20 protein-coding genes are annotated in these 19658 nt (G+C 60.4%); 14 read left to right on the top strand and 6 right to left on the bottom strand.

What is annotated here, in order from left to right:
* Window positions 1-54: 54 nt before the first annotated feature.
* Window positions 55-678, bottom strand: a complete 624-nt coding sequence (locus AB4N48_RS06280; RefSeq protein ID WP_041478455.1) for a TetR/AcrR family transcriptional regulator — start codon at window positions 676-678, stop codon at window positions 55-57.
* 184 nt (window positions 679-862) lie between these two features.
* Here AB4N48_RS06280 and AB4N48_RS06275 point away from each other — a divergent pair, with 184 nt between their 5' ends.
* The 8 genes from AB4N48_RS06275 to ppnP all read left to right on the top strand — a co-directional run bounded on the left by AB4N48_RS06275 (window position 863) and on the right by ppnP (window position 10369).
* The gene (locus AB4N48_RS06275) at window positions 863-2647 is read left to right on the top strand and encodes an acyclic terpene utilization AtuA family protein (protein ID WP_460094963.1); all 1785 of its coding nucleotides are present in this window, start codon (window positions 863-865) and stop codon (window positions 2645-2647) included.
* A gap of 12 nt (window positions 2648-2659) precedes the next feature.
* A complete protein-coding gene (locus AB4N48_RS06270; protein ID WP_460094962.1) occupies window positions 2660-3544 on the top strand; it encodes an SDR family oxidoreductase in 885 nt (294 codons plus the stop codon).
* 3 nt (window positions 3545-3547) lie between these two features.
* A complete protein-coding gene (atuC, locus tag AB4N48_RS06265) occupies window positions 3548-5164 on the top strand; it encodes a geranyl-CoA carboxylase subunit beta (protein WP_460094960.1) in 1617 nt (538 codons plus the stop codon).
* Window positions 5165-5194: 30 nt separating this feature from the next.
* Window positions 5195-6352: a citronellyl-CoA dehydrogenase gene (gene atuD, locus AB4N48_RS06260; RefSeq protein WP_056788533.1), complete on the top strand. Its 1158-nt coding sequence runs from the start codon at window positions 5195-5197 to the stop codon at window positions 6350-6352.
* A complete protein-coding gene (locus tag AB4N48_RS06255; protein ID WP_460094958.1) occupies window positions 6349-7146 on the top strand; it encodes an enoyl-CoA hydratase/isomerase family protein in 798 nt (265 codons plus the stop codon). The genes atuD and AB4N48_RS06255 overlap by 4 nt, the downstream gene beginning before the upstream one ends.
* Window positions 7147-7438: 292 nt before the next feature.
* Window positions 7439-9400, top strand: coding sequence for an acetyl/propionyl/methylcrotonyl-CoA carboxylase subunit alpha (locus tag AB4N48_RS06250; RefSeq protein ID WP_310217436.1), 1962 nt, complete (start codon window positions 7439-7441; stop codon window positions 9398-9400).
* A gap of 70 nt (window positions 9401-9470) precedes the next feature.
* Window positions 9471-10013: a 3'-5' exonuclease gene (locus tag AB4N48_RS06245; protein ID WP_041478448.1), complete on the top strand. Its 543-nt coding sequence runs from the start codon at window positions 9471-9473 to the stop codon at window positions 10011-10013.
* Window positions 10014-10084: 71 nt separating this feature from the next.
* A complete protein-coding gene (gene ppnP / locus AB4N48_RS06240) occupies window positions 10085-10369 on the top strand; it encodes a pyrimidine/purine nucleoside phosphorylase (RefSeq protein WP_007940055.1) in 285 nt (94 codons plus the stop codon).
* A 72-nt stretch (window positions 10370-10441) separates the two neighbouring features.
* Here ppnP and AB4N48_RS06235 read toward each other — a convergent pair whose 3' ends face one another.
* Window positions 10442-11248: an MOSC domain-containing protein gene (locus AB4N48_RS06235; RefSeq protein ID WP_122700118.1), complete on the bottom strand. Its 807-nt coding sequence runs from the start codon at window positions 11246-11248 to the stop codon at window positions 10442-10444.
* Between the two features lie 191 nt (window positions 11249-11439).
* On the bottom strand, window positions 11440-12375 hold the full coding sequence (locus AB4N48_RS06230; protein ID WP_016770829.1) for a chemotaxis protein CheV: 936 nt from the start codon (window positions 12373-12375) through the stop codon (window positions 11440-11442).
* 454 nt (window positions 12376-12829) lie between these two features.
* On the opposite strand from AB4N48_RS06230, the gene AB4N48_RS06225 reads away from it, so the two are divergent.
* From AB4N48_RS06225 to AB4N48_RS06215, 3 genes are all read left to right on the top strand, one after another.
* The gene (locus tag AB4N48_RS06225) at window positions 12830-13300 is read left to right on the top strand and encodes a hypothetical protein (RefSeq protein ID WP_056788632.1); all 471 of its coding nucleotides are present in this window, start codon (window positions 12830-12832) and stop codon (window positions 13298-13300) included.
* Window positions 13301-13762: 462 nt separating this feature from the next.
* On the top strand, window positions 13763-14656 hold the full coding sequence (locus AB4N48_RS06220) for a sensor histidine kinase (RefSeq protein ID WP_024013690.1): 894 nt from the start codon (window positions 13763-13765) through the stop codon (window positions 14654-14656).
* On the top strand, window positions 14653-15312 hold the full coding sequence (locus AB4N48_RS06215; RefSeq protein WP_041478445.1) for a response regulator: 660 nt from the start codon (window positions 14653-14655) through the stop codon (window positions 15310-15312). Before AB4N48_RS06220 ends, AB4N48_RS06215 begins: the two co-directional genes overlap by 4 nt.
* Here the strand turns inward: AB4N48_RS06215 and yegS are convergent.
* Complete coding sequence (gene yegS / locus AB4N48_RS06210) at window positions 15296-16213, bottom strand: lipid kinase YegS (RefSeq protein WP_041478444.1); 918 nt, start codon at window positions 16211-16213, stop codon at window positions 15296-15298. The two genes, AB4N48_RS06215 and yegS, sit on opposite strands and share 17 nt — an antisense overlap.
* Before the next feature lie 315 nt (window positions 16214-16528).
* Here yegS and AB4N48_RS06205 point away from each other — a divergent pair, with 315 nt between their 5' ends.
* A complete protein-coding gene (locus AB4N48_RS06205) occupies window positions 16529-16837 on the top strand; it encodes a hypothetical protein (RefSeq protein ID WP_172834003.1) in 309 nt (102 codons plus the stop codon).
* Between the two features lie 59 nt (window positions 16838-16896).
* Here the strand turns inward: AB4N48_RS06205 and AB4N48_RS06200 are convergent, their stop codons facing one another.
* Both AB4N48_RS06200 and moaB read right to left on the bottom strand, forming a co-directional pair.
* Window positions 16897-18123, bottom strand: a complete 1227-nt coding sequence (locus AB4N48_RS06200; RefSeq protein WP_460094957.1) for a molybdopterin molybdotransferase MoeA — start codon at window positions 18121-18123, stop codon at window positions 16897-16899.
* Complete coding sequence (gene moaB / locus AB4N48_RS06195; RefSeq protein WP_016770598.1) at window positions 18107-18646, bottom strand: molybdenum cofactor biosynthesis protein B; 540 nt, start codon at window positions 18644-18646, stop codon at window positions 18107-18109. Before moaB ends, AB4N48_RS06200 begins: the two co-directional genes overlap by 17 nt.
* Window positions 18647-18727: 81 nt before the next feature.
* Here moaB and mobA point away from each other — a divergent pair, with 81 nt between their 5' ends.
* On the top strand, window positions 18728-19330 hold the full coding sequence (gene mobA, locus AB4N48_RS06190) for a molybdenum cofactor guanylyltransferase MobA (protein ID WP_056788518.1): 603 nt from the start codon (window positions 18728-18730) through the stop codon (window positions 19328-19330).
* A gap of 78 nt (window positions 19331-19408) precedes the next feature.
* Window positions 19409-19630 carry a YgdI/YgdR family lipoprotein gene (locus AB4N48_RS06185; protein ID WP_016770600.1) on the top strand — a complete coding sequence of 74 codons (222 nt, stop codon included), beginning with the start codon at window positions 19409-19411 and terminating at the stop codon, window positions 19628-19630.
* The last annotated feature ends 28 nt before the right edge of the window (window positions 19631-19658 follow it).

Here is a 19658-nt window from a genome sequence, read left to right as displayed (position 1 = left end):
CAAGCTAGGCGGTTTCGCCGACTTAGCCAGTTTCCCGGCCGGTCCGACAACCGTTCAACGCGCTTCGAGGACCAGAATCAACGCTTCATCGGCGAGTTGATCGAGGCTCAAACTGCCGCCGGCACGGAACCAGGTGGTGGTCCAGGACAGTGCGCCGGTAAGGAAACGTCGGGTAATAAAAACGTCGCCGCGAATAAAGCCGGCGTCCTTGGCCTCGCCCAGAACCTGCAACCAGATGTCTTCATAAACATCACGCAAAGCGAGGACTTTAGCCTGACCGTCCTCGGACAATGAGCGCCATTCGTACACGAGCACGGCCATCGCCTCGCCACTGCCGCCCATGATCGACTGCAACTCGCAACGAATCAGTGCCAGCACCCTTTCGCGCACATCGCTCGCCTCGGCCAAGGCTGCGCGCATCAACGCGGTGTTGTAGCGGATGGTTTCCTCCATCACCGCGCGGAGAATTTCATCCTTGCTTTTGAAGTGATGAAAAATGCTTCCCGACTGAATGCCCACAGCACTGGCCAGATCACGCACTGTGGTGCGCTCATAGCCTTTGTTGCGAAACAGGTGAGCCGCCACTTGCAGCAATTTGCCACGGGCGCTGTCCGGGTCGGTCAACTGGCCTTGGTCGACCAGTTCGCGCATGACCCGCAGGGCTTTTTGCTCGTCCACCCGTTCTCTCCTACAGTCGATCAGTGTGTTGCCCCCTGTAACCGCAGGGTTGCGCGCAATTTAAGCCGCGCGCGGGCACCAAGCAAGCGCTTGGGCAGAAGAATGTTTCGCCTGTTTACAAACCAAGCGCTTGCTTGGTAGCCTCCAGACACTTCTGTCGCAGGTCCCTGAGTCGGAGATAAAAATGCCAACCACCGTGCGAATCGGCTGCGCCAGTGCTTTTTGGGGCGACACTTCCACTGCTGCCGCCCAGCTTGTCTCCAGCGGAAACCTGGATTATCTGGTGTTCGATTATCTGGCCGAGATCACCATGTCGCTCATGGCTGGTGCGCGTCTTAAAGACCCGCAGGCCGGGTTCGCGGGTGACTTCGTTGAAGTGCTGGCGCCGCTGCTGACGCAGCTGTCCGAACAGAACATCCGCGTGATCAGCAATGCCGGCGGGGTCAATCCGCAGGCTTGCGCGGCGGCCCTGCAAGCGGCCTGCGACCAGGCCGGGGTCCAGCTGAAGATTGCCGTGTTGCTCGGCGATGACCTGCAAGGACAACTCAAAAACCCTGCCGACATCAGCGAAATGTTCAGCGGCGCCCCATTGCCGCGCATGTGCGTGTCGACCAACGCCTACCTCGGCGCGCCGGGGATAGTCGAAGCGCTGCGCCTGGGTGCCGACATTGTCATCACCGGCCGGGTGGTCGACAGCGCCGTGGTCAGTGCGGCGTTGGTTCACGAATTCGGCTGGTCGTGGCATGACTACGACAAACTCGCCCAGGCCGCACTGGCCGGGCACATCATCGAATGCGGCGCGCAGTGCACCGGCGGTAATTTCACCGACTGGCGCGAGGTGCCGGATTACGAGCACATCGGTTTTCCGATCGTCGAGGTCAGCGCCGATGGCCAGTTCCTCGTGAGCAAACCCGAAGGCTCCGGCGGACTCGTCACGCCATTGACGGTCGGCGAGCAGATGCTCTACGAAATCGGCGATCCGCAGGCCTATCTGTTACCCGACGTGATCTGCGATTTCAGCCAGGTCAAACTCCAGCAACAAGGCAAAAACGTCGTGCACGTGCACGGTGCCAAAGGCCTGCCGCCTACCGATAAATACAAGGTCAGCGCCACGTACCCGGACGGTTTTCGCTGCACCGCCAGTTGCCTGATGGCCGGCATCGACGCAGTGGACAAGGCACGGCGGGTCAGTCAGGCAATCATCGACAAGACCGCCGAGATGTTCAGCCTGCGCGGCTGGGCGCCGTACAGCGAAACCCATGTCGAACTGCTCGGCAGCGAAGCCACCTACGGCCCCCACGGCCAGCGCCGCGACAGCCGTGAAGTGGTGATCAAAATCGCCGTGCGCCATCCTGACAAACGCGCGCTGGTACTGTTTTCCAGAGAGATCGCCCAGGCCGCGACCGGCATGGCGCCGGGCTTGACCGGCATCGTCGGCGGTCGTCCGACCGTATACCCCCTCATCCGTCTGTTCTCTTTCCTCATCGATAAAAGCGCCTGCACCCTGCAAGTCGACATCGCAGGCGAACGTCATCCGTGCGCCCTGCCCGACCCGGTGGCTCTGGACAGTGCAAATTTGCCGATCGCCCATCAGCCACCCAGACCCCAGGGCCGCGCCGATGCCAGTGTGCCGCTGGTGAAACTGGCGGTGGCGCGCTCCGGTGACAAGGGCAACCACAGCAATATCGGCGTGATGCCGCGCCATCCCGATTACCTGCCGTGGATCGCCGAAGCGCTGACCACCTCGGTGGTGGTCGACTGGATGCGGCACGTACTCGATCCGCTTCTCGGGCGTGTCGAACGCTGGTATCTGCCCGGCACCCACAGCCTCAACTTTCTTTTGGAAAACGCCCTCGGCGGTGGCGGTGTCGCCAGTCTGCGCATCGACCCGCAAGGCAAAGCCTTCGCCCAGCAACTATTGGAAATCCAGATCCCGGTGCCGCAGAGCATCGCCGAACAGCTCGACTAGAGGATGGTGTGCATGGCTTACGCGTCGATTTTCCGCGCCGATCTGTTCAGCGGCCAGAACCTGATTGTCACCGGTGGCGGCAGCGGCATCGGTCGCTGCACCGCCCATGAACTGGCGGCCCTCGGCGCCAATGTGCTGCTGGTCGGGCGCAAGCCGGAAAAGCTCGAAAAAGTCGCCGCCGAAATCACCGAGGACGGTGGCCGCGCGCACTGGAAGGCCTGCGATATCCGCGATGAAGAAGCGGTCAAGCAACTGGTCAAAGAGCTGATCGCCGAACACGGGCCGATCCACGGCCTGGTCAACAACGCCGGCGGCCAATACCCGTCGCCCTTGGCTTCGATCAATCAGAAGGGCTTTGAAACGGTGCTGCGGACCAATCTGGTCGGCGGCTTTCTGATGGCCCGCGAAGTGTTCAACCAGTCGATGAGCAAACATGGCGGCAGCATCGTCAACATGCTCGCTGACATGTGGGGCGGCATGCCCGGCATGGGCCACTCGGGGGCAGCGCGTTCGGGCATGGACAATTTCACCAAGACCGCCGCGTTCGAGTGGGGTTACGCCGGGGTCCGGGTCAACGCGGTGGCGCCGGGCTGGATTGCGTCCAGCGGCATGGACACTTACGAAGGCGCATTCAAAGCGGTAATTCCGACCCTGCGCGAGCATGTGCCGCTCAAGCGTATCGGCACCGAATCGGAAGTCAGTGGGGCGATCGTGTTTCTGCTCAGCCCGGCGGCGGCATTCATCAGCGGCACCACAGTGAAAATCGACGGCGCCGCCAGCCTCGGCAGTCGCGCCTGGCCGCTGCACAAGGCCAGCCACAGCGAATCATTCAATGGTTTCCACCGCGCGTTTTTACCAGAAGTGTTGCGTCCCGACGCGCTCAAGGACAAGGAATAAGCCATGGCGCAGATTCAGTCGCAACTCGATCCGCACAGCGAAGCGTTCGCGCGCAACCGCGCGGCCATGCTCGCCGCCATCGAGCAGGTGCAGCAGCTCGAACAGAACCTGCTGAACAAGGCCGCCGAAGCCAAAGAAAAATTCAGCAAACGTGGGCAACTGTTGCCCCGCGAGCGCTTGAACCTTTTGCTCGACCCCGGCGCGCCGTTCCTCGAACTGGCCAGCCTCGCCGGCTACAAGTTGCATGACGACAAGGACGGCAGTTCGGCCGGTGGCGGGCTGATTGCCGGCATCGGTTATGTCTGCGGCATCCGCGCGATGGTGGTCGCCAACAACAGCGCGATCAAGGGTGGCACGATCTCGCCGAGCGGCCTGAAAAAATCCCTGCGCCTGCAACAGATCGCTCGGGAAAACAAACTGCCGATGATCACCCTCGCCGAAAGCGGCGGTGCCAATCTCAACTACGCGGCGGAGATTTTTGTCGAAGGTGCGCGCAGTTTCGCCAATCAGGCGCGCATGTCAGCGATGGGTTTGCCGCAGATCACCGTGGTGCACGGCTCGGCCACGGCCGGCGGCGCCTATCAACCGGGGTTGTCGGATTACGTGGTGGTGGTGCGCGGCAAGGCCAAGCTGTTTCTCGCTGGCCCACCGTTGCTCAAAGCGGCGACCGGCGAAGTGGCCACCGATGAAGAACTCGGAGGCGCCGAAATGCACGCGCAAGTCGCCGGCACTGCCGAATATCTCGCTGAAAACGACGCTGACGGCATACGCCAGGTCCGCGACATCATGCGCATGCTGCCATGGAACGAGCAGTTGCCGTGGCTGCCGGAGCCGCAATTCAAAGAACCGCACTACCCCGTCGACGAACTGCTCGGGCTGATCCCGGACGATGCAAAAAAGCCCTACGACGTGCGCGAAATCATCGCGCGGATTGCCGATGAATCGGACTTTCTCGAGTTCAAAGGCGAGTTCGATCAGCAAACCCTTTGCGGCCAACTGAAAATCCAGGGCCGCGCCTGCGGCTTCATCGGCAACAACGGCCCGATCACCCCGCAAGGTGCGAGCAAGGCGGCGCAGTTCATCCAGTTGTGCGACCAGAGCCAGACGCCGCTGCTGTTTTTCCACAACACCACGGGGTTCATGGTCGGCACCGAATCGGAACAGCAAGGGGTGATCAAGCACGGCTCGAAACTGATTCAAGCGGTCGCCAACGCACGAGTGCCTAAACTGACCATTGTCGTCGGCGGTTCCTACGGCGCCGGCAACTACGCCATGTGCGGACGCGGGCTCGATCCGCGTTTCATTTTCGCCTGGCCCAACAGCCGCACAGCGGTGATGGGCGGCGCTCAGGCCGGCAAGGTTCTGCGCATCGTCACTGAGGCCAAACAGCTCAAGGACGGCATCGAGCCTGATCCGAAAATGCTCGACATGCTCGAACAGATGACAGCGCAGAAACTCGACAGCCAGTCCACCGCACTGTACGGCAGCGCCAACCTGTGGGACGACGGCCTGATCGACCCGCGCGACACCCGCACCCTGCTCGGTTACTTGCTGGATATTTGCCACGAAGCCGACATGCGCACGCTGCAACCCAACAGCTTCGGCGTCAGCCGCTTCTGACCGCCACGGATCCTACGGAGAACAACAACAATGATCTTCACCCCGGAACACGAAGCCCTGCGCCGCACCGTTCGCCAGTTCGTCACCCACGAGATCAACCCGCACGTCGAAGAGTGGGAAAAGGCCGGACGCTTTCCCATCCACGAAATTTTCCGCAAGGCCGGTGAGCTGGGCCTGCTGGGCATTTCCAAGCCGGAAAAATTCGGCGGCATGGGCCTTGATTACAGCTATTCGATCGTCGCCGCTGAAGAGTTCGGCACCATTCATTGCGGCGGGATTCCGATGTCGATCGGCGTGCAGACCGATATGTGCACACCCGCCCTCGCCCGCTTCGGCTCCGATGAACTGCGCGAAGAGTTCCTCCGGCCGGCCATCACTGGCGAACAGGTCGGTTGCATCGGCGTTTCCGAAGTCGGCGCCGGCTCCGATGTCGCCGGGCTGAAAACCACGGCACGCAAGGACGGCGATGACTACGTGATCAACGGCAGCAAGATGTGGATCACCAACTCGCCGAGCGCCGACTTCATCTGCCTGCTGGCCAACACCTCGGACGACAAGCCGCACATCAACAAGTCGCTGATCATGGTGCCGATGAACACCCCGGGAATCAGCCTCAGTTCGCACCTGGACAAGCTCGGCATGCGCAGCTCGGAAACCGCGCAGGTGTTCTTCGACAACGTGCGCGTGCCGCAGCGCAATCGCATCGGCCATGAAGGCGCCGGGTTCATGATGCAGATGCTGCAGTTCCAGGAAGAACGCCTGTTCGGCGCGGCGAACATGATCAAGGGCCTGGAATATTGCATCGACAGCACCATCGAGTACTGCAAGGAGCGCAAGACCTTCGGCAACGCGCTGATCGATAACCAGGTGATCCACTTCCGCCTCGCCGAATTGCAGACCGAAATCGAATGCCTGCGCGCCCTGGTCTATCAGGCCACCGAGCAATACATCAAAGGCCAGGACGTCACGCGCCTGGCATCGATGGCCAAGCTCAAGGCCGGACGCCTCGGCCGTGAAGTCAGCGACAGCTGCCTGCAATATTGGGGCGGCATGGGCTTCATGTGGGACAACCCGGTGGCCCGCGCCTATCGCGATGTGCGCCTGGTCTCGATTGGCGGCGGCGCCGACGAAATCATGCTGGGGATCATCTGCAAACTGATGGGCATCCTGCCGGGGAAAAAGAAATGAGCAACCTGCCCGATTGCCAGGCGCTGTTGCTGGAACTGCATGGTGGCGTACTGCACATCACCCTCAACCGCCCGGACAGCCGCAACGCGATGAGCCTGCAAATGGTCGCCGAACTGCGCGCGGTGCTGGCGGCGGTGCGTGATGACCGCTCAGTGCGGGCCTTGGTGCTCAGCGGTGCCGGCGGGCACTTCTGCGCCGGTGGCGACATCAAGGACATGGCCAATGCCCGGGCTCAGGGCGCGGACGCTTACCGCGAGCTGAACCGGGTGTTCGGTGCGTTGCTGGAACAAGCCCAACACACGCCGCAAGTGCTGATCACTGTGCTGCAAGGCGCCGTGCTCGGCGGCGGCTTCGGCCTGGCTTGCGTCAGCGATATTGCGATTAGCGATCACAAGGCGCAGTTCGGCTTGCCGGAAACCAGCCTCGGCCTGATCCCAGCGCAAATCGCACCGTTTGTGGTGCAACGGATAGGCCTGACCGAAACCCGCCGACTCGCGCTGACGGCGGCGCGTTTCGATGGCCCTGAGGCGCAGCGATTGGGGCTGGTGCATTTCGTTGAACAGGATGCGCAAGCGTTGGCCGAGAGACTGGATGAGGTGTTGCAACAGGTGCTGCGCTGCGCACCGGAAGCGAATGCGATGACGAAAAAATTGTTGCTGGCGAGTGCCGGACAGCCTTCGAGTGAATTGCTCGATGAGGCGGCGCAGTGGTTCAGCGCGGCGGTGACTGGAGACGAGGGAATCGAGGGGACCATGGCATTTATGCAGAAACGTAACCCTCGGTGGGTCAGCTAAAAGCTTCGCGAGCAGGCTCGCTCCCACAGGTCGAAATGCATTCCAAATGTGGGAGCGAGCCTGCTCGCGAAGAGGCCCGCACCTTCGCCGCCCAAAACTCAGGAGCCCCCGAGTTCGCAGTTGAAATGCGCTCCAAATGTGGGAGCGAGCCTGCTCGCGAAGAGGCCCGCACCTTCGCCGCCCAAAACTCAGGAGCGCCCGAATTCGCGGTTGAAATGCGTTCCAAATGTGGGAGCGAGCCTGCTCGCGAAGAGGCCATCCCATTCACCGCTATCATTTCAGGAACCCCACCATGCCTACCCTCCACAAAATCCTGATCGCCAACCGCGGTGAAATCGCCTGCCGCATCCAGCGCACGGCCCAGGCGCTGGGCTATCGCACCGTCGCCGTGTTCAGTGACGCCGACGCCGATGCGCTACACGTGCAAATGGCCGATCAGGCCGTGCACATCGGCCCGGCGCCGGTGCAGCAGTCGTACCTCAACATTGCGGCGATCATCGACGCCGCCCGACGCAGCGGCGCCGATGCAATTCACCCCGGCTACGGCTTCCTCTCGGAAAACGCCGATTTCGCCCGCGCCTGCGCCGAAGCCGGGCTGATTTTCATCGGCCCCAGCGTCAAAGCCATCGAACTGATGGGCAGCAAACGCCTGTCGAAAATTGCCATGCTTGAGGCCGGGGTTCCATGCATTGCCGGCTATCAAGGCGCAGCGCAGGACGACGCGACCCTATTGGCCGAAGCCGCGCGGATCGGTTATCCGCTGATGATCAAGGCCAGCGCCGGTGGCGGCGGACGCGGCATGCGTCTGGTGCACGAGGCCAGCGAACTGGCGGCGCAACTGCGTACCGCGCGGTCCGAAGCAATGAACGGTTTCGGTAGCGACGAGTTGATTCTCGAGCAGGCCTTGATCGACCCGCGCCACGTCGAAGTGCAACTGTTCGGCGACCAGCACGGGCATCTGGTCTATCTCGGCGAACGCGATTGCTCGATCCAGCGCCGCCATCAGAAAGTCATCGAAGAAGCGCCGTGCCCGGTGATGACCGCCGAGCTGCGCCAGGCCATGGGCGAAGCAGCACTCAAGGCCGGGCGCGCGGTGGATTACGTCGGCGCCGGCACCGTGGAGTTCCTGCTCGACGCGCGCGGGCAATTCTACTTTCTGGAAATGAACACCCGTCTGCAGGTCGAACATCCAGTGACGGAATTGATCACCGGCCTCGATCTGGTCGCGTGGCAGTTGCTGGTTGCCGAGGGTCAGCCGCTGCCGCTGACGCAGGAGCAGATCCGTCTCGACGGTCACGCCATGGAAGTGCGCCTCTACGCTGAAGATCCCGCTGCGGATTTTCTCCCGCAAACCGGCCGAATTGCCGCATGGCAACCGGCGTCGGGCCACGGTGCACGGATCGATCACGGTCTGCTTGAAGGCCAGTCGGTCAGCCCGTTCTACGACCCGATGCTGGGCAAACTGATCGCCCACGGTGCAACCCGCGAAGAGGCGCGGCGCAAGCTGCTGCGTGCGGTGCAGGACACCGTGCTGCTCGGTGTGCAAAGCAATCAACGTTTGCTCGAGGGCCTGCTGCAACATCCGCAGTTCATCAGCGGCGATTTCAGCACCGCCTTCATCCAGCACCATTTTTCCAGCCATGCCAGCCTCAACACTTATGTGCCGACGACGGAGCAACTGGCGATTGCTGTGGTGTTGTTCTATCAGGCCAGCGCCCTGCCCCATCGCGCCCCGCTGAACGGCTGGCGCAACAACGCGAGCGTGCCGTTGCACTATCGACTCGGCAGTGACGAGCAGGACTGGACGCTGTCGGTGCTGGCGCGCAAATCCGGCGAATGTGTCGTGCAGCTGGGCGAACGCACGCTGGAGTTGAAAATCATCAAGCACACCGCGCAATCGGTAACCATGGAAATCGACGGCCTGCGCCAGCGTCATGCCTACCGTCTGCACGATCGGCACCTGTGGCTGTTCACCCATCCAGGCAGCCTGCGCCTGGAGGATCGAACTCATGCGCCGATCGACAGTCAGACCAGCGTCGCTTCCGGCACCCTCAAAGCGCCGATGGACGGTGCCATTGTCGACGTGCTGGTCAGCGAAGGCAGTACCGTCAGCAAGGGTCAATTGCTGGTGGTACTGGAGGCAATGAAAATGGAGCATCCGTTGAAGGCCGGCATCGATGGCGTGCTCAAACGGGTGCAAGTGAAGGTCGGCGATCAGGTAAAAAATCGTCAGGTTCTGTTGCAGGTCGAGTAGTCGCCCGGGCACAAGCGCGGGGTTTGACTACGCTCTGATAAATCAGAACGCGGAAATCAGGAACCCTGCGATGCCCCATTGGCTGGTCATAGATCTGGAAGCCACCACAGACGAGGGTGGCTGGCCGGTCACGGAGATGGAAATAATCGAGATCGGTGCGACCCTGGTCGACCGCGCCGGGCGCGAGCAGGATCACTTCCAGCGCTTCGTCAAACCGACCCGCCGGCCATTGCTGACGTCATTCTGTCGGGAGCTGACACACATCACTCAGGCCAACATCGATTCGGCACAACCGCTGAGCGAGGTCTGGCCAGCCTTTGAGCGTTGGCTGGCACAGCATCAGGCTCGCCTTGAAGGCTGGGCCAGTTGGGGCGGCTACGATCGCCAGCAGTTGCTCCAGGAGTGGCAGCGCCTGAACATCGACAGCGGCCTGAGCAAAGTCCCGCACATGAACCTCAAACAGCGCTTCGCCAAGGCCCGCCGCCTGGAACGACCGCTGGGGCTCAACGCCGCGTTGCAGCTAGCGGGCATGCAGTTCAACGGCCAACAACATCGCGCGCTGGAAGATGCCCGCAATACTGCACGGTTATTGCCGCTGGTCCTGCCGCTTTAGACGCGTGACGGCGCGAAAAGCCTTGTGCATACTGGCCGCCCCCTTCTAAGCCCTTTTCGAGGAATCCGCCCATGTTTAAAGTCAACGAGTACTTCGACGGCACCGTCAAGTCGATCGCCTTTGGCACCGCTGAAGGTCCGGCGACCATTGGCGTCATGGCCCCGGGCGAATACGAATTCGGCACCAGCCAGCGCGAGATCATGCATGTGGTTTCCGGCGCGCTGACCGTAAAACTGCCAGACAGCAGCGACTGGGAAACCTTCGCCGCCGGCAGCCAGTTCAACGTCCCGGCCAACAGCAAGTTCCAACTGAAAGTCGCCGTTGATACCGCTTACCTGTGCGAATACCGCGGCTGATCCCGCCGGTTTCACTGCGCAAAAAAATGCCCGCGTCCAAAAGACCCGGGCATTTTTCGTTTCAGCGACAACCTATTCGAGGATTTCCACCGGCATGCCGACTTCCAGGCGGCCGTTGCCGTCGTTGACCAGATTCTGCCCGAACATCGCGCCATCGGCGGTTGAGCGATGTTTCTGTAACGTCGCGAACGGCTCGCGATCGGCGCTACGCTCACCGGTTTGCGGGTCGACAGTGGTCATGATGCAACGCGCGCACGGCTTGACCACGCGGAATTCGATATCGCCGATGCGAATACGTTTCCAGTTGTCCTCGGCGTAAGGCGCGCTGCCTTCGATGACCAGATTCGGACGGAAGCGCAGCATCTCCAGCTCTCGCCCTACCGTTTCCGAGAGTGCCAGCCGCGAGGCTTCGCCGATCAGCAGCAATGGATAACCGTCGGCGAACGCCACTTGATCGTCGTCCTTGCCGAAACCCGACTGCGTGGTGCGCGCCCGCTCAAGTGGCATTTGCACCAGACGTGTCGGCTTGCCGAGGAAGTCACTGACAAAACGCGCGGCTTGATCACCGGCGTCCGGCACACGCAGGGTGTCACGCCAGATCGTCACACCGCGCAGCTCGGCGTCGGCCGCGGGCAGCGCGACTTCGATAGAACCCTGCTCGGGAGCGCTCAGAGTCAGACCGCCGCCGGCATTCCATAACGCCGACAACTGACTCATCTTCGCTTCGGCACGCTGGGTCAGAAAGCGCCCGCTGGCCTCGTCCACCAGCATCCAGCGTCGGTCGCCCGCCAGCCCGAGCTTGTCCAGCTCAATGCTTTGCAGGATTTCGCCCTTGCCGGATTTCAACGGGTAACGATAAAGCGCGCTCAGACGCAGCATGGCCAGCTTCCTTGGAGGAAAAACGCCACCCTATACGAGCTTCAATACCGAATCAAAGCCGTCATTAATGTAAATACACTTCTGTGGGAGCGAGCCTGCTCGCGAAGAGGCCGGCACATTCACCATCAATGTGTCCGACCCTGCGCTTTCGCGAGCAGGCTCGCTCCCACAGGAAGCAAGATGTGCGTGTTTCAGGCCGGCACGGCGTCGAGCATCAGACGCTGGCGCACCACATCAACCAATTTGTCCGGCTGGAATTTGGAAAGGAAGTTGTCGCAACCGACCTTCTTCACCATCGAGTCGTTGAAACTGCCGGACAGCGAGGTGTGCAGCACGACGTACAGGCCACGCAGGCGAGGGTCGTTGCGGATCTCCGTGGTCAGGCGATAGCCGTCCATTTCCGGCATTTCCGCATCGGTGAAGATCATCAGCAGTTTATCGGTCATATGCACGCCGGTATCGGCCCAGGCCTTGAGCATGTTCAAGGCTTTCAGACCGTCGCTGGCAATGTGCATTTTCACCCCGAGCTGGCCGAGGGTATCGCGCAATTGCGAAAGCGCTACGTTGGAATCGTCCACCAGCAAGACTTCGCGGCCACGGGCGCGCTCGAGTACCGGATCGTCGAGTTTCTCGCGCGAGACCTTGGCGTTGTACGGGACGATTTCAGCGAGGACTTTCTCGACGTCGATGATCTCCACCAGTTGATCGTCGACCTTGCTGATCGCGGTCAGATAATGCTGGCGGCCGGCACTGGTCGGCGGCGGCAGAATGGCTTCCCAGTTCATGTTGACGATGCGGTCGACACCGCCGACGAGGAAGGCCTGCACCGAACGGTTGTATTCGGTGACGATGATCGTGCTGTTCGGGCCCGGCACCAGTGGGCGCATACCGATTGCCTGCGACAGGTCGATCACCGGCAATGTCTGCCCACGCAGATTGACCACGCCGCAGACGAAGGGATGACGCTGCGGCATCAGGGTCAGCTTGGGCAGTTGCAGCACTTCCTGAACCTTGAACACGTTGATCGCGAACAGCTGGCGTCCGGCCAGGCGAAACATGAGGATTTCCAGGCGATTCTCACCCACCAGTTGCGTGCGTTGGTCTACCGTGTCGAGAATGCCGGCCATCAATGACTCCTGGGCTTGTTCTGATGAATTCACTATGGGGGTTTATCGGCTGCATTCAGCTAATCTTGATTGCTGTAAAGCGCGCCGCTAAAAATGCCATAAACGGCCATTGATGTCACACTGACATCATGCTTTACTGGCAATCGTGATTTCATCTGCTAGATTCATTGCGGCGCGACCTCGGTTTGCACGTTAGGTTCCCGCGCCTAAGGGATTCCCCTAGGATCAATCAGGCCCAACCTGATATTCGCCATTTCCAATAGCCATTACTGTGACGCCATTCTCATTGCATGAACGGAGTCAGGCTATTGTGTGCGATCGCAATTCAGTGGCAACCCACCCTCTGGAACCCCTCGGTCCGTGCACCTGCACCGCCGGGCGCGATCTGCCGACGATTCACGATCGTCGCCACACACGGCCATCCGTCAACCAACACGACGTGGTGGAGATGAACATGCCAATCGACCGTAAAGACTGGGCGCAACGCTTCCCCGAATTTCTGGTCGAGGCCGAAACGCTTCTCGCCAAGTCCGAAGAATGCCTGAGCCATCTGCAACTGATCAGCAATGACAAGGATGCCATCGACTGCATGCTCGGCACTCTGCTGAAGCTGGCCGGCCGGGCCGAAGCACTGGCGCTGGAAGCGATCTCCGAGTTTTCCCTGCACATCTACAGCCTGCTCAATTTGCAGCAGGATCACGTAGATCTGCACGAGCAGGCCCTCGATGCGTTACGTGACTGCCTGACCTTGATGGCGTGGCAGCTCGAGCTGGTCGATCCCAGGACCGGGCAGCTGACCCTGGATAAAAGCGAACAGACTGATCTGCTCGAGGCCTTCGCGGCACAAATGGGCCAAACCTCGTTCGAGCCCAAGATGGTGAGCAAACGTTTGCTCTCTTCATCCTTTACCGCGCGCCAGGCTTGAGCCGGAAGTCGCGATATTGTCGTAAATGAATACTTCGTGCCTGAAAGCGACAATCCGGGGCAAATAATCAGCCCGACCAACGGTTAATTTCCAGGTGCCGCCATCAGGGTTTTCCCTGTGTGCAACCAGCGACACTTCCAGGCAAATCGAAGTGGCCCAAATACAACAACTCCAGCTTTTTCCAATATGGAACTTGCGTCCACGATCCGATATTTCCTGACTGAATAGACATATATAGCAACCGCGACCAACGGTATGTTAAGTGGTATTATGCCGCCGGTTAGTTGCCTGCCGGTTAATGGCATACTGACTTCAGTGTTACCTTTTCGATGTTATTGCCGGTCAATGATCGCTTAATGAATGCGGTTTGAATCAATAACATAAATGACAGTATTTCCACACAGAGATCCGCCAGTCACCGGTCGGTCTGCCCGCAGCGAACATCCATTGGCTCCATCCGTTATGTACGCCAGTCTCAAGTCACTCATTACATGGCCACCTTCTCGGGAAAACGCCCGGCGCTTCACACTTGTTCTGTGTGTTCTGGCGACCTTGGGCAGTCTGCTGGCGTATGTTGTTTCCGCACGCCTTCCTTTGGGATTGCTGGCGCTCGACATCGCCGCCACCGCGTGCGTCTGGGTGCAATATCGCTTGTCACGCAAATCGATCAAGTTTCAACCACAAGAGCTGGCTGATCGACTTCTGCAAGTCCAGGAAAACGAGCGTCATCGCCTCAGCCGTGAATTGCACGACGATATCGGCCAGTTGCTCACTGCCGCCAAGCTGCAAAGTGACTGGCTCAAACGCCGCCTGCCGGAGGATCTGCAGGAACAATGCAAGGTGCTCTGCGACACACTGGATGAAACCCTGACCAAGGTGCGTGACGTCTCGGCGATTCTCAATCCACGTCAATTGACCAGTCTGGGCCTCGAAGCCAGCCTGCGTGCGCACTTGCTCAAGACACTGGCCAACACGCCGGTCAACTGGAGTCTCGATTGCCAGCAGCGGCTCAACGGCATCCCCGAGGAAATGGCCGTCGCCGCGTTTCGCATTGCCCAGGAAGCCGTGACCAACATCCTCCGGCACGCACAGGCAAAAAACCTGTTGATTCGGGTACAGCGATTGCCGCAAGGTCTGACGCTATTGATCAGTGATGACGGCCTGGGTTTTGCCCCGGCGGCCGACCCGGCCAGAGAAGGTCAACGCGGCATGGCCGGAATGGCCGAGCGCATCGAACAGTTGGGCGGCACATTGAGCGTTATCAGCGAGCCGGGCAAAGGCACTCGAATCGAAGCACTTTTCCCGTGGGCGCCGCGAGCGCTCGAACGGGCCAGTACGAATAAGGTTATGCGTTGACTTGTAACTTACTTCTGGTGGATGACCACTCGCTGATCAGAGCCGGCGTGCGTGCTCTGGTTCTGGATATTCCCGGTTACGCGGTAATCGGCGAAGCCAGTGATGGTTCGCAATTGCTCGAAATGGTCGAGCAACTGAGCCCCGACATCGTATTGCTGGACATCTCGATGCGGGAAACCGGTGGCCTGGAAGCGCTGCAACGCCTCAAGCGTGTGCGGCCGCAGAGCAAAGTGCTGATTCTGTCGATGCACACCGACCCGGCGCTGATCATGCAAGCGCTGGAGTCCGGTGCCCATGGCTACCTGCTCAAGGACACCACGGCCACCGAGCTCGAGCACGCGCTGGAAGCCCTGCGCAACAACGAACGCTATCTCAGCCCGGCCATCGCTCACACCGTTATCAATCAGGCACTGACCCGCAACCAGAAAAGCCAGCCGGACATCGCCGATTCGCACAATCTGACCGCGCGCCAGCTGGAAATCCTTCGCCTGATCGTGCGCGGCAAATCGACCCGGGAAATCGCCAACGGCCTGGGCTTGAGCGTCAAGACCGTGGAAACCCACCGCGCACAGATCATGAAGCGCCTGCAGATCTATGACGTGGCGGGCCTGGTGCTGTTCGCCGTGCGCGAGCAGATCATCAGTCTTGATGACTGACTGGCGTCAGTTGACTCAATAGCGGCGAGTCCTTTGGCAAGTGCACCTGCAACGCTGCGGGTTTCGCAACAAAACGCAGACTGTCGCCTTCCAGCGGCTCGCCGTCGAGATTGATGCTCAGCCCTTCGGCGACCTTGATCTCGACCCACGGCAATCGCGCCCGCACGAACATGTTGTCGAGGCCGAAGCCCTCGCTCAGCAGATTCTTCAGCGTGCCGACCAGTTCTTGCGGTGCCGGCAGGATACTGATGTCCAGCAAACCATCATCGACCTGTGCCTCGGGGCACAGCACATGGCCGCCACCCGCCTGCCGACCGTTACCGATACCCAGCGCCAGCAGCTCACCCTGCCAATGGAAATCCGGGCCTTGCAACTCGCCGTAAGCGGCATGCAGTTCGCTGAACCGGGTCAGGCCGGTAAACAGATACGCGGCGCCGCCCAAGACCTTTTTCAGATCTTCCGAAGTATTGGCGGTCACCTGGCTGCCGAATCCGCCGGTCGCCATGTTCAGGAAAATCTGCCCGCCCACTTCGCCCAGATCGATATCCGAGGGCTGAACATCCAGTAGCTCAAGGGCTTCGGCAGGCTCCAGGGAAATACCGGCGGCGCGGGAGAAATCGTTGGCGGTTCCCAGCGGCAGCAACACAAGACTGGCTTTTTGCGGATGCTGAGCCAGCGCCTCGGCAATATCGCGCAACGTGCCATCACCGCCACCGGCGATGATTTTGCTGTAGCCGGCCGCCAACGCTTCCTCGACCAGACGCTGGGCGTCGCCGGCCTCCCAGGTCACTCGCACAGCCAGCTCCCAGCCTTGCTCACGCTTGGCTTCGACGGCAGCGCGGACATCCTCGTTGAGTGCCTGTTTGCCATGCAAGATCAGCAGTGCCCGGCGTTCACTCATAACGTCACTCCAAGAATTGAAATCGATTGAAACATCTTGACCACTGTGCGCCTTAAAAAAGCCACCGAGCTGGCAATTAATTCTTCGTCCAACTGCTGGCGTCCTACACAGCGGTATTTTTTCTTACGAAACAAGAGGAATCGGCTTAATTGACCCCGTCCGACCATTGGGTCACCGTGTGCCAGCAGCATCAACCTTCAACCCAATAACACAAGGATGTGCCGGTAATGAACGGATACCCCCCGATTTATTTCCATGAATCGAGCAATGGCAAAACCAGCAAGCGTGCAGTTGATACGATCGGCGAGAACTTCCATGCACAACCATGAAACCAAGGCACCGGTGAGCCCGGTCGCCGCTCTCGCCGAAAGTCGTGCCAGCAAGAAACCAGACTTCTGTAACAGCGCCAAGACCCCTGGAGAGTTTGATATGGAACCCCGAGTCAGCGAGCTGGAGACTCACTTCAAATACATGCGCCGCGATATGGACGAAGTGCTCAATGATGTCCGGACGATCAAACACCGTCTGGCGTATTCGGCGGGTGCCACCGCTGTCATCCTCGGACTGCTGGGATGGGTGGCCAACAGCCGATTCGACCAGTTGGTGACATTGATCAGCAACTGACCGAATCATTCGTTGCACGCGCCGTGCGTATCAGCCGACGCGTGCATGGGCGAGATGGTCTACCCCAGAAGGTCACTGAGGGGAATGAAGCTCACTTCATCACCCTCGCTCAGCGTGCGGCCTTCTCGGACTTCCACCAATCCGTCGGCCCACGCCGCGCTACGCAGCACACCCGAACTTTGGTTGCGGTAAATGATCGCCCGCCCCTGCTCCAAGCGCCCGCGCAGATATTCACGACGGTTGCCGGCCACCGGCCAGACAAAGCCTGCTGGCACTGCAAACTTGAGCGGCTCGACATCTTGCACACCCAGGCGTCGCAACAGATAAGGCCGCGTCAGCAAGGCGAACGTCACCAGCGTAGAGGCGGGATTGCCGGGCAGGCCAATCACCGGCACGTTGCGGAAATGACCGAACGTCAATGGTTTTCCGGGCTTGATCGCCAGTTTCCACAGGTCCAGCTCGCCTTCTTCACGCAAGGCAATGCCGAGGAAATCCGCTTCACCGACCGAGACCCCGCCGGTAGAGAGGACCAGATCGACATTTTGCAGCTCACCCAGCCGCGCCCGCGTCGCGGGCAGATCGTCCAGAAGAATTCCGCCATCGATCACTTCGCAGCCCAGACGCTGCAACCAGCTGCACAGAAGTACGCGATTGCTGTTGTAGATCTGGCCCGGACCCAATGCCTGACCGGGTTCAACCAGCTCGTCCCCAGTGGACAGAACCGCCACCCGCGGCTTGCGCACGACGTTAACCCCGGCACAGCCAAGCGAAGCAGCCAGGCCTTGCTCAATCGGTCCGAGCCGGGTTCCAGCTTGCAGTACCAATTCGCCGACCGTGGTTTCCTGCCCTTGCGGACGAATGTTCTGCCCGGCCTTCAAAGGCTCAAGAAAGCGCACTCGGCCGTCGGCCTGAACTTCGGCATTTTCCTGCATCTCGACACAGTCAGCGCCCGGCGGCAGCGGTGCCCCGGTAAAGATGCGTGCGCAGCTGCCTGGTTCCAACGGCTGCGGAGATTGCCCGGCAAAAACTTTTTGGCTGACTGGCAGCGGCTCGCCCTGCCAATCCGCCAGGTTCAAGGCGTAGCCGTCCATGGCGCTGTTCGGCCACGGCGGCAGATCCAGCGTCGAGATCAGATCTTCAGCCAGCACCCGCCCTTCGACCTGAGCCAGCGGCAAGTGCTCGCACTCGACAATGCGCGACGCATCGGCCATGGCCAGCAAACGCTCGAGCGCCGTTTCGACAGGCAGCAGACTGCCGGTCTTGCCCGGCTTACCCACGGGATTCACAAGGCGCCGCCTGCTTCAGATGGGTGACGAAGTTGCACGGACGATGACGGGCGTCCAGTTGCTCAGCAAGAATGCCATCCCAGCCAGTGCGCACCGCATTGGTCGAACCCGGCAGGCAGCACACCAGCGTGCCGTTGGCCAGACCAGCCAAGGCCCGGGACTGCACGGTCGAAGTGCCGATATCGGCCACGGAGATCTGGCGGAACAGTTCGCCGAATCCGTCGACCTGTTTGTCGAGCAGGCATGCCACCGCTTCCGGTGTGCTGTCACGCCCGGTAAAGCCAGTGCCGCCGGTGATCAGCACAACCTGGACCACATCGTCGGCAATCCAATTGGCGACTTGCGCGCGAATTTTGTAGAGATCATCTTTAAGCAAAACACGCTCGGCCAGCGCGTGACCGGCCGCGATCAAGCGATCGACGAAGACCTGGCCGGAGGTATCGGTTTCCAGGGTTCGGGTGTCGCTGACAGTCAGCACCGCAATATTGAGCGGCACGAAAGGTACATCAGCCTTGGCTTTCATAGGCTCTTCCAGTTGTAGGGGAAACAGCCCGGTGTTATATCACAGCGGCTCATTTTTCCGCCGCCCCTCTGGAGAGTCGTCATGCCCTCGAACAAGCCGTTGCCACCCTGCTCCGTCCTGCTTCTGGCCGGTGGACGCGGTCAACGCATGGGCGGTCAGGACAAGGGCCTCATCGAGTGGCTGGGCGAGCCGTTGATCGCGCATCTCCAGCGCAAGGTACGGCCGCTGACCGACGATCTGATCATCTCGTGCAACCGCAATCGCGAGCGTTATGCCGGGTTTGCCGATCAGTTGGTAATGGATGATGAAGGCGATTTCCCCGGGCCGCTGGCCGGTATTCGTGCTGGACTGAAAGCGGCGCGCCATGCGCATTTGCTGGTGTTGCCATGCGATGTGCCGCGAATCGACACGGCGTTGCTGGAAGCCATGCTGACCACTGCCGATCTGCAACGTGAAAAACCTTTAATGCTGCGCCACGGCGAGCACTGGGAACCGCTGTTGTGCGTGATTCCGGTGGCGCTGTTGCCAGCGTTCGAAGCAGCCTGGAATGCAGGCGAGCGCAGCCCGGGCAGGGTGATGCGCAGTCTCGGCGCCGTCGCATTGCAATGCCCTGACAACGACCCGCGACTGGCCAACCTCAACACCCCCGAATTGTTACATCTGCACAACACTGTGTCAGACTGACACTATCCAAGGAACTCTCACGCCTTGTTTACGTCTCAAGCTCAGTAACCAGAAGATTTCCCATTCGGAGACACACTCATGACTCAACGGACCCTCGCCACTTTCATGCTCGCACTGGGCCTGGCAACCCTCGCCGGTTGCTCCTCGCCGACAGTGATCACCTTGAATGACGGTCGCGAAATCCAGGCCGTCGACACCCCGAAATACGATGATGATTCGGGCTTCTACGAGTTCCAGCAGCTGGACGGCAAAGAGACCCGCATCAACAAGGATCAGGTTCGTACCGTTAAAGAGCTGTAAGGCTCCGCGTCGTTACCGGATACAGAAA

This window comes from Pseudomonas sp. S2_C11, from assembly GCF_054668395.1.
Note: the sequence above shows the minus strand (reverse complement) of the source record. Positions and strands in the feature narration are given on the sequence as shown.

Coding starts and splice junctions, on each gene's coding strand:
- AB4N48_RS06185 (WP_016770600.1), top strand. CDS start 19,409: ATGACTCAACGGACCCTCGCCACTTTCATGCTCGCACTGGGCCTGGCA.
- AB4N48_RS06245 (WP_041478448.1), top strand. CDS start 9,471: ATGCCCCATTGGCTGGTCATAGATCTGGAAGCCACCACAGACGAGGGT.
- AB4N48_RS06270 (WP_460094962.1), top strand. CDS start 2,660: ATGGCTTACGCGTCGATTTTCCGCGCCGATCTGTTCAGCGGCCAGAAC.
- yegS (WP_041478444.1), bottom strand. CDS start 16,213: ATGAGTGAACGCCGGGCACTGCTGATCTTGCATGGCAAACAGGCACTC.
- moaB (WP_016770598.1), bottom strand. CDS start 18,646: ATGAAAGCCAAGGCTGATGTACCTTTCGTGCCGCTCAATATTGCGGTG.
- AB4N48_RS06255 (WP_460094958.1), top strand. CDS start 6,349: ATGAGCAACCTGCCCGATTGCCAGGCGCTGTTGCTGGAACTGCATGGT.
- ppnP (WP_007940055.1), top strand. CDS start 10,085: ATGTTTAAAGTCAACGAGTACTTCGACGGCACCGTCAAGTCGATCGCC.
- AB4N48_RS06230 (WP_016770829.1), bottom strand. CDS start 12,375: ATGGCCGGCATTCTCGACACGGTAGACCAACGCACGCAACTGGTGGGT.
- AB4N48_RS06225 (WP_056788632.1), top strand. CDS start 12,830: ATGCCAATCGACCGTAAAGACTGGGCGCAACGCTTCCCCGAATTTCTG.
- AB4N48_RS06205 (WP_172834003.1), top strand. CDS start 16,529: ATGCACAACCATGAAACCAAGGCACCGGTGAGCCCGGTCGCCGCTCTC.
- mobA (WP_056788518.1), top strand. CDS start 18,728: ATGCCCTCGAACAAGCCGTTGCCACCCTGCTCCGTCCTGCTTCTGGCC.
- atuD (WP_056788533.1), top strand. CDS start 5,195: ATGATCTTCACCCCGGAACACGAAGCCCTGCGCCGCACCGTTCGCCAG.
- AB4N48_RS06275 (WP_460094963.1), top strand. CDS start 863: ATGCCAACCACCGTGCGAATCGGCTGCGCCAGTGCTTTTTGGGGCGAC.
- AB4N48_RS06220 (WP_024013690.1), top strand. CDS start 13,763: ATGTACGCCAGTCTCAAGTCACTCATTACATGGCCACCTTCTCGGGAA.
- AB4N48_RS06250 (WP_310217436.1), top strand. CDS start 7,439: ATGCCTACCCTCCACAAAATCCTGATCGCCAACCGCGGTGAAATCGCC.
- atuC (WP_460094960.1), top strand. CDS start 3,548: ATGGCGCAGATTCAGTCGCAACTCGATCCGCACAGCGAAGCGTTCGCG.
- AB4N48_RS06235 (WP_122700118.1), bottom strand. CDS start 11,248: ATGCTGCGTCTGAGCGCGCTTTATCGTTACCCGTTGAAATCCGGCAAG.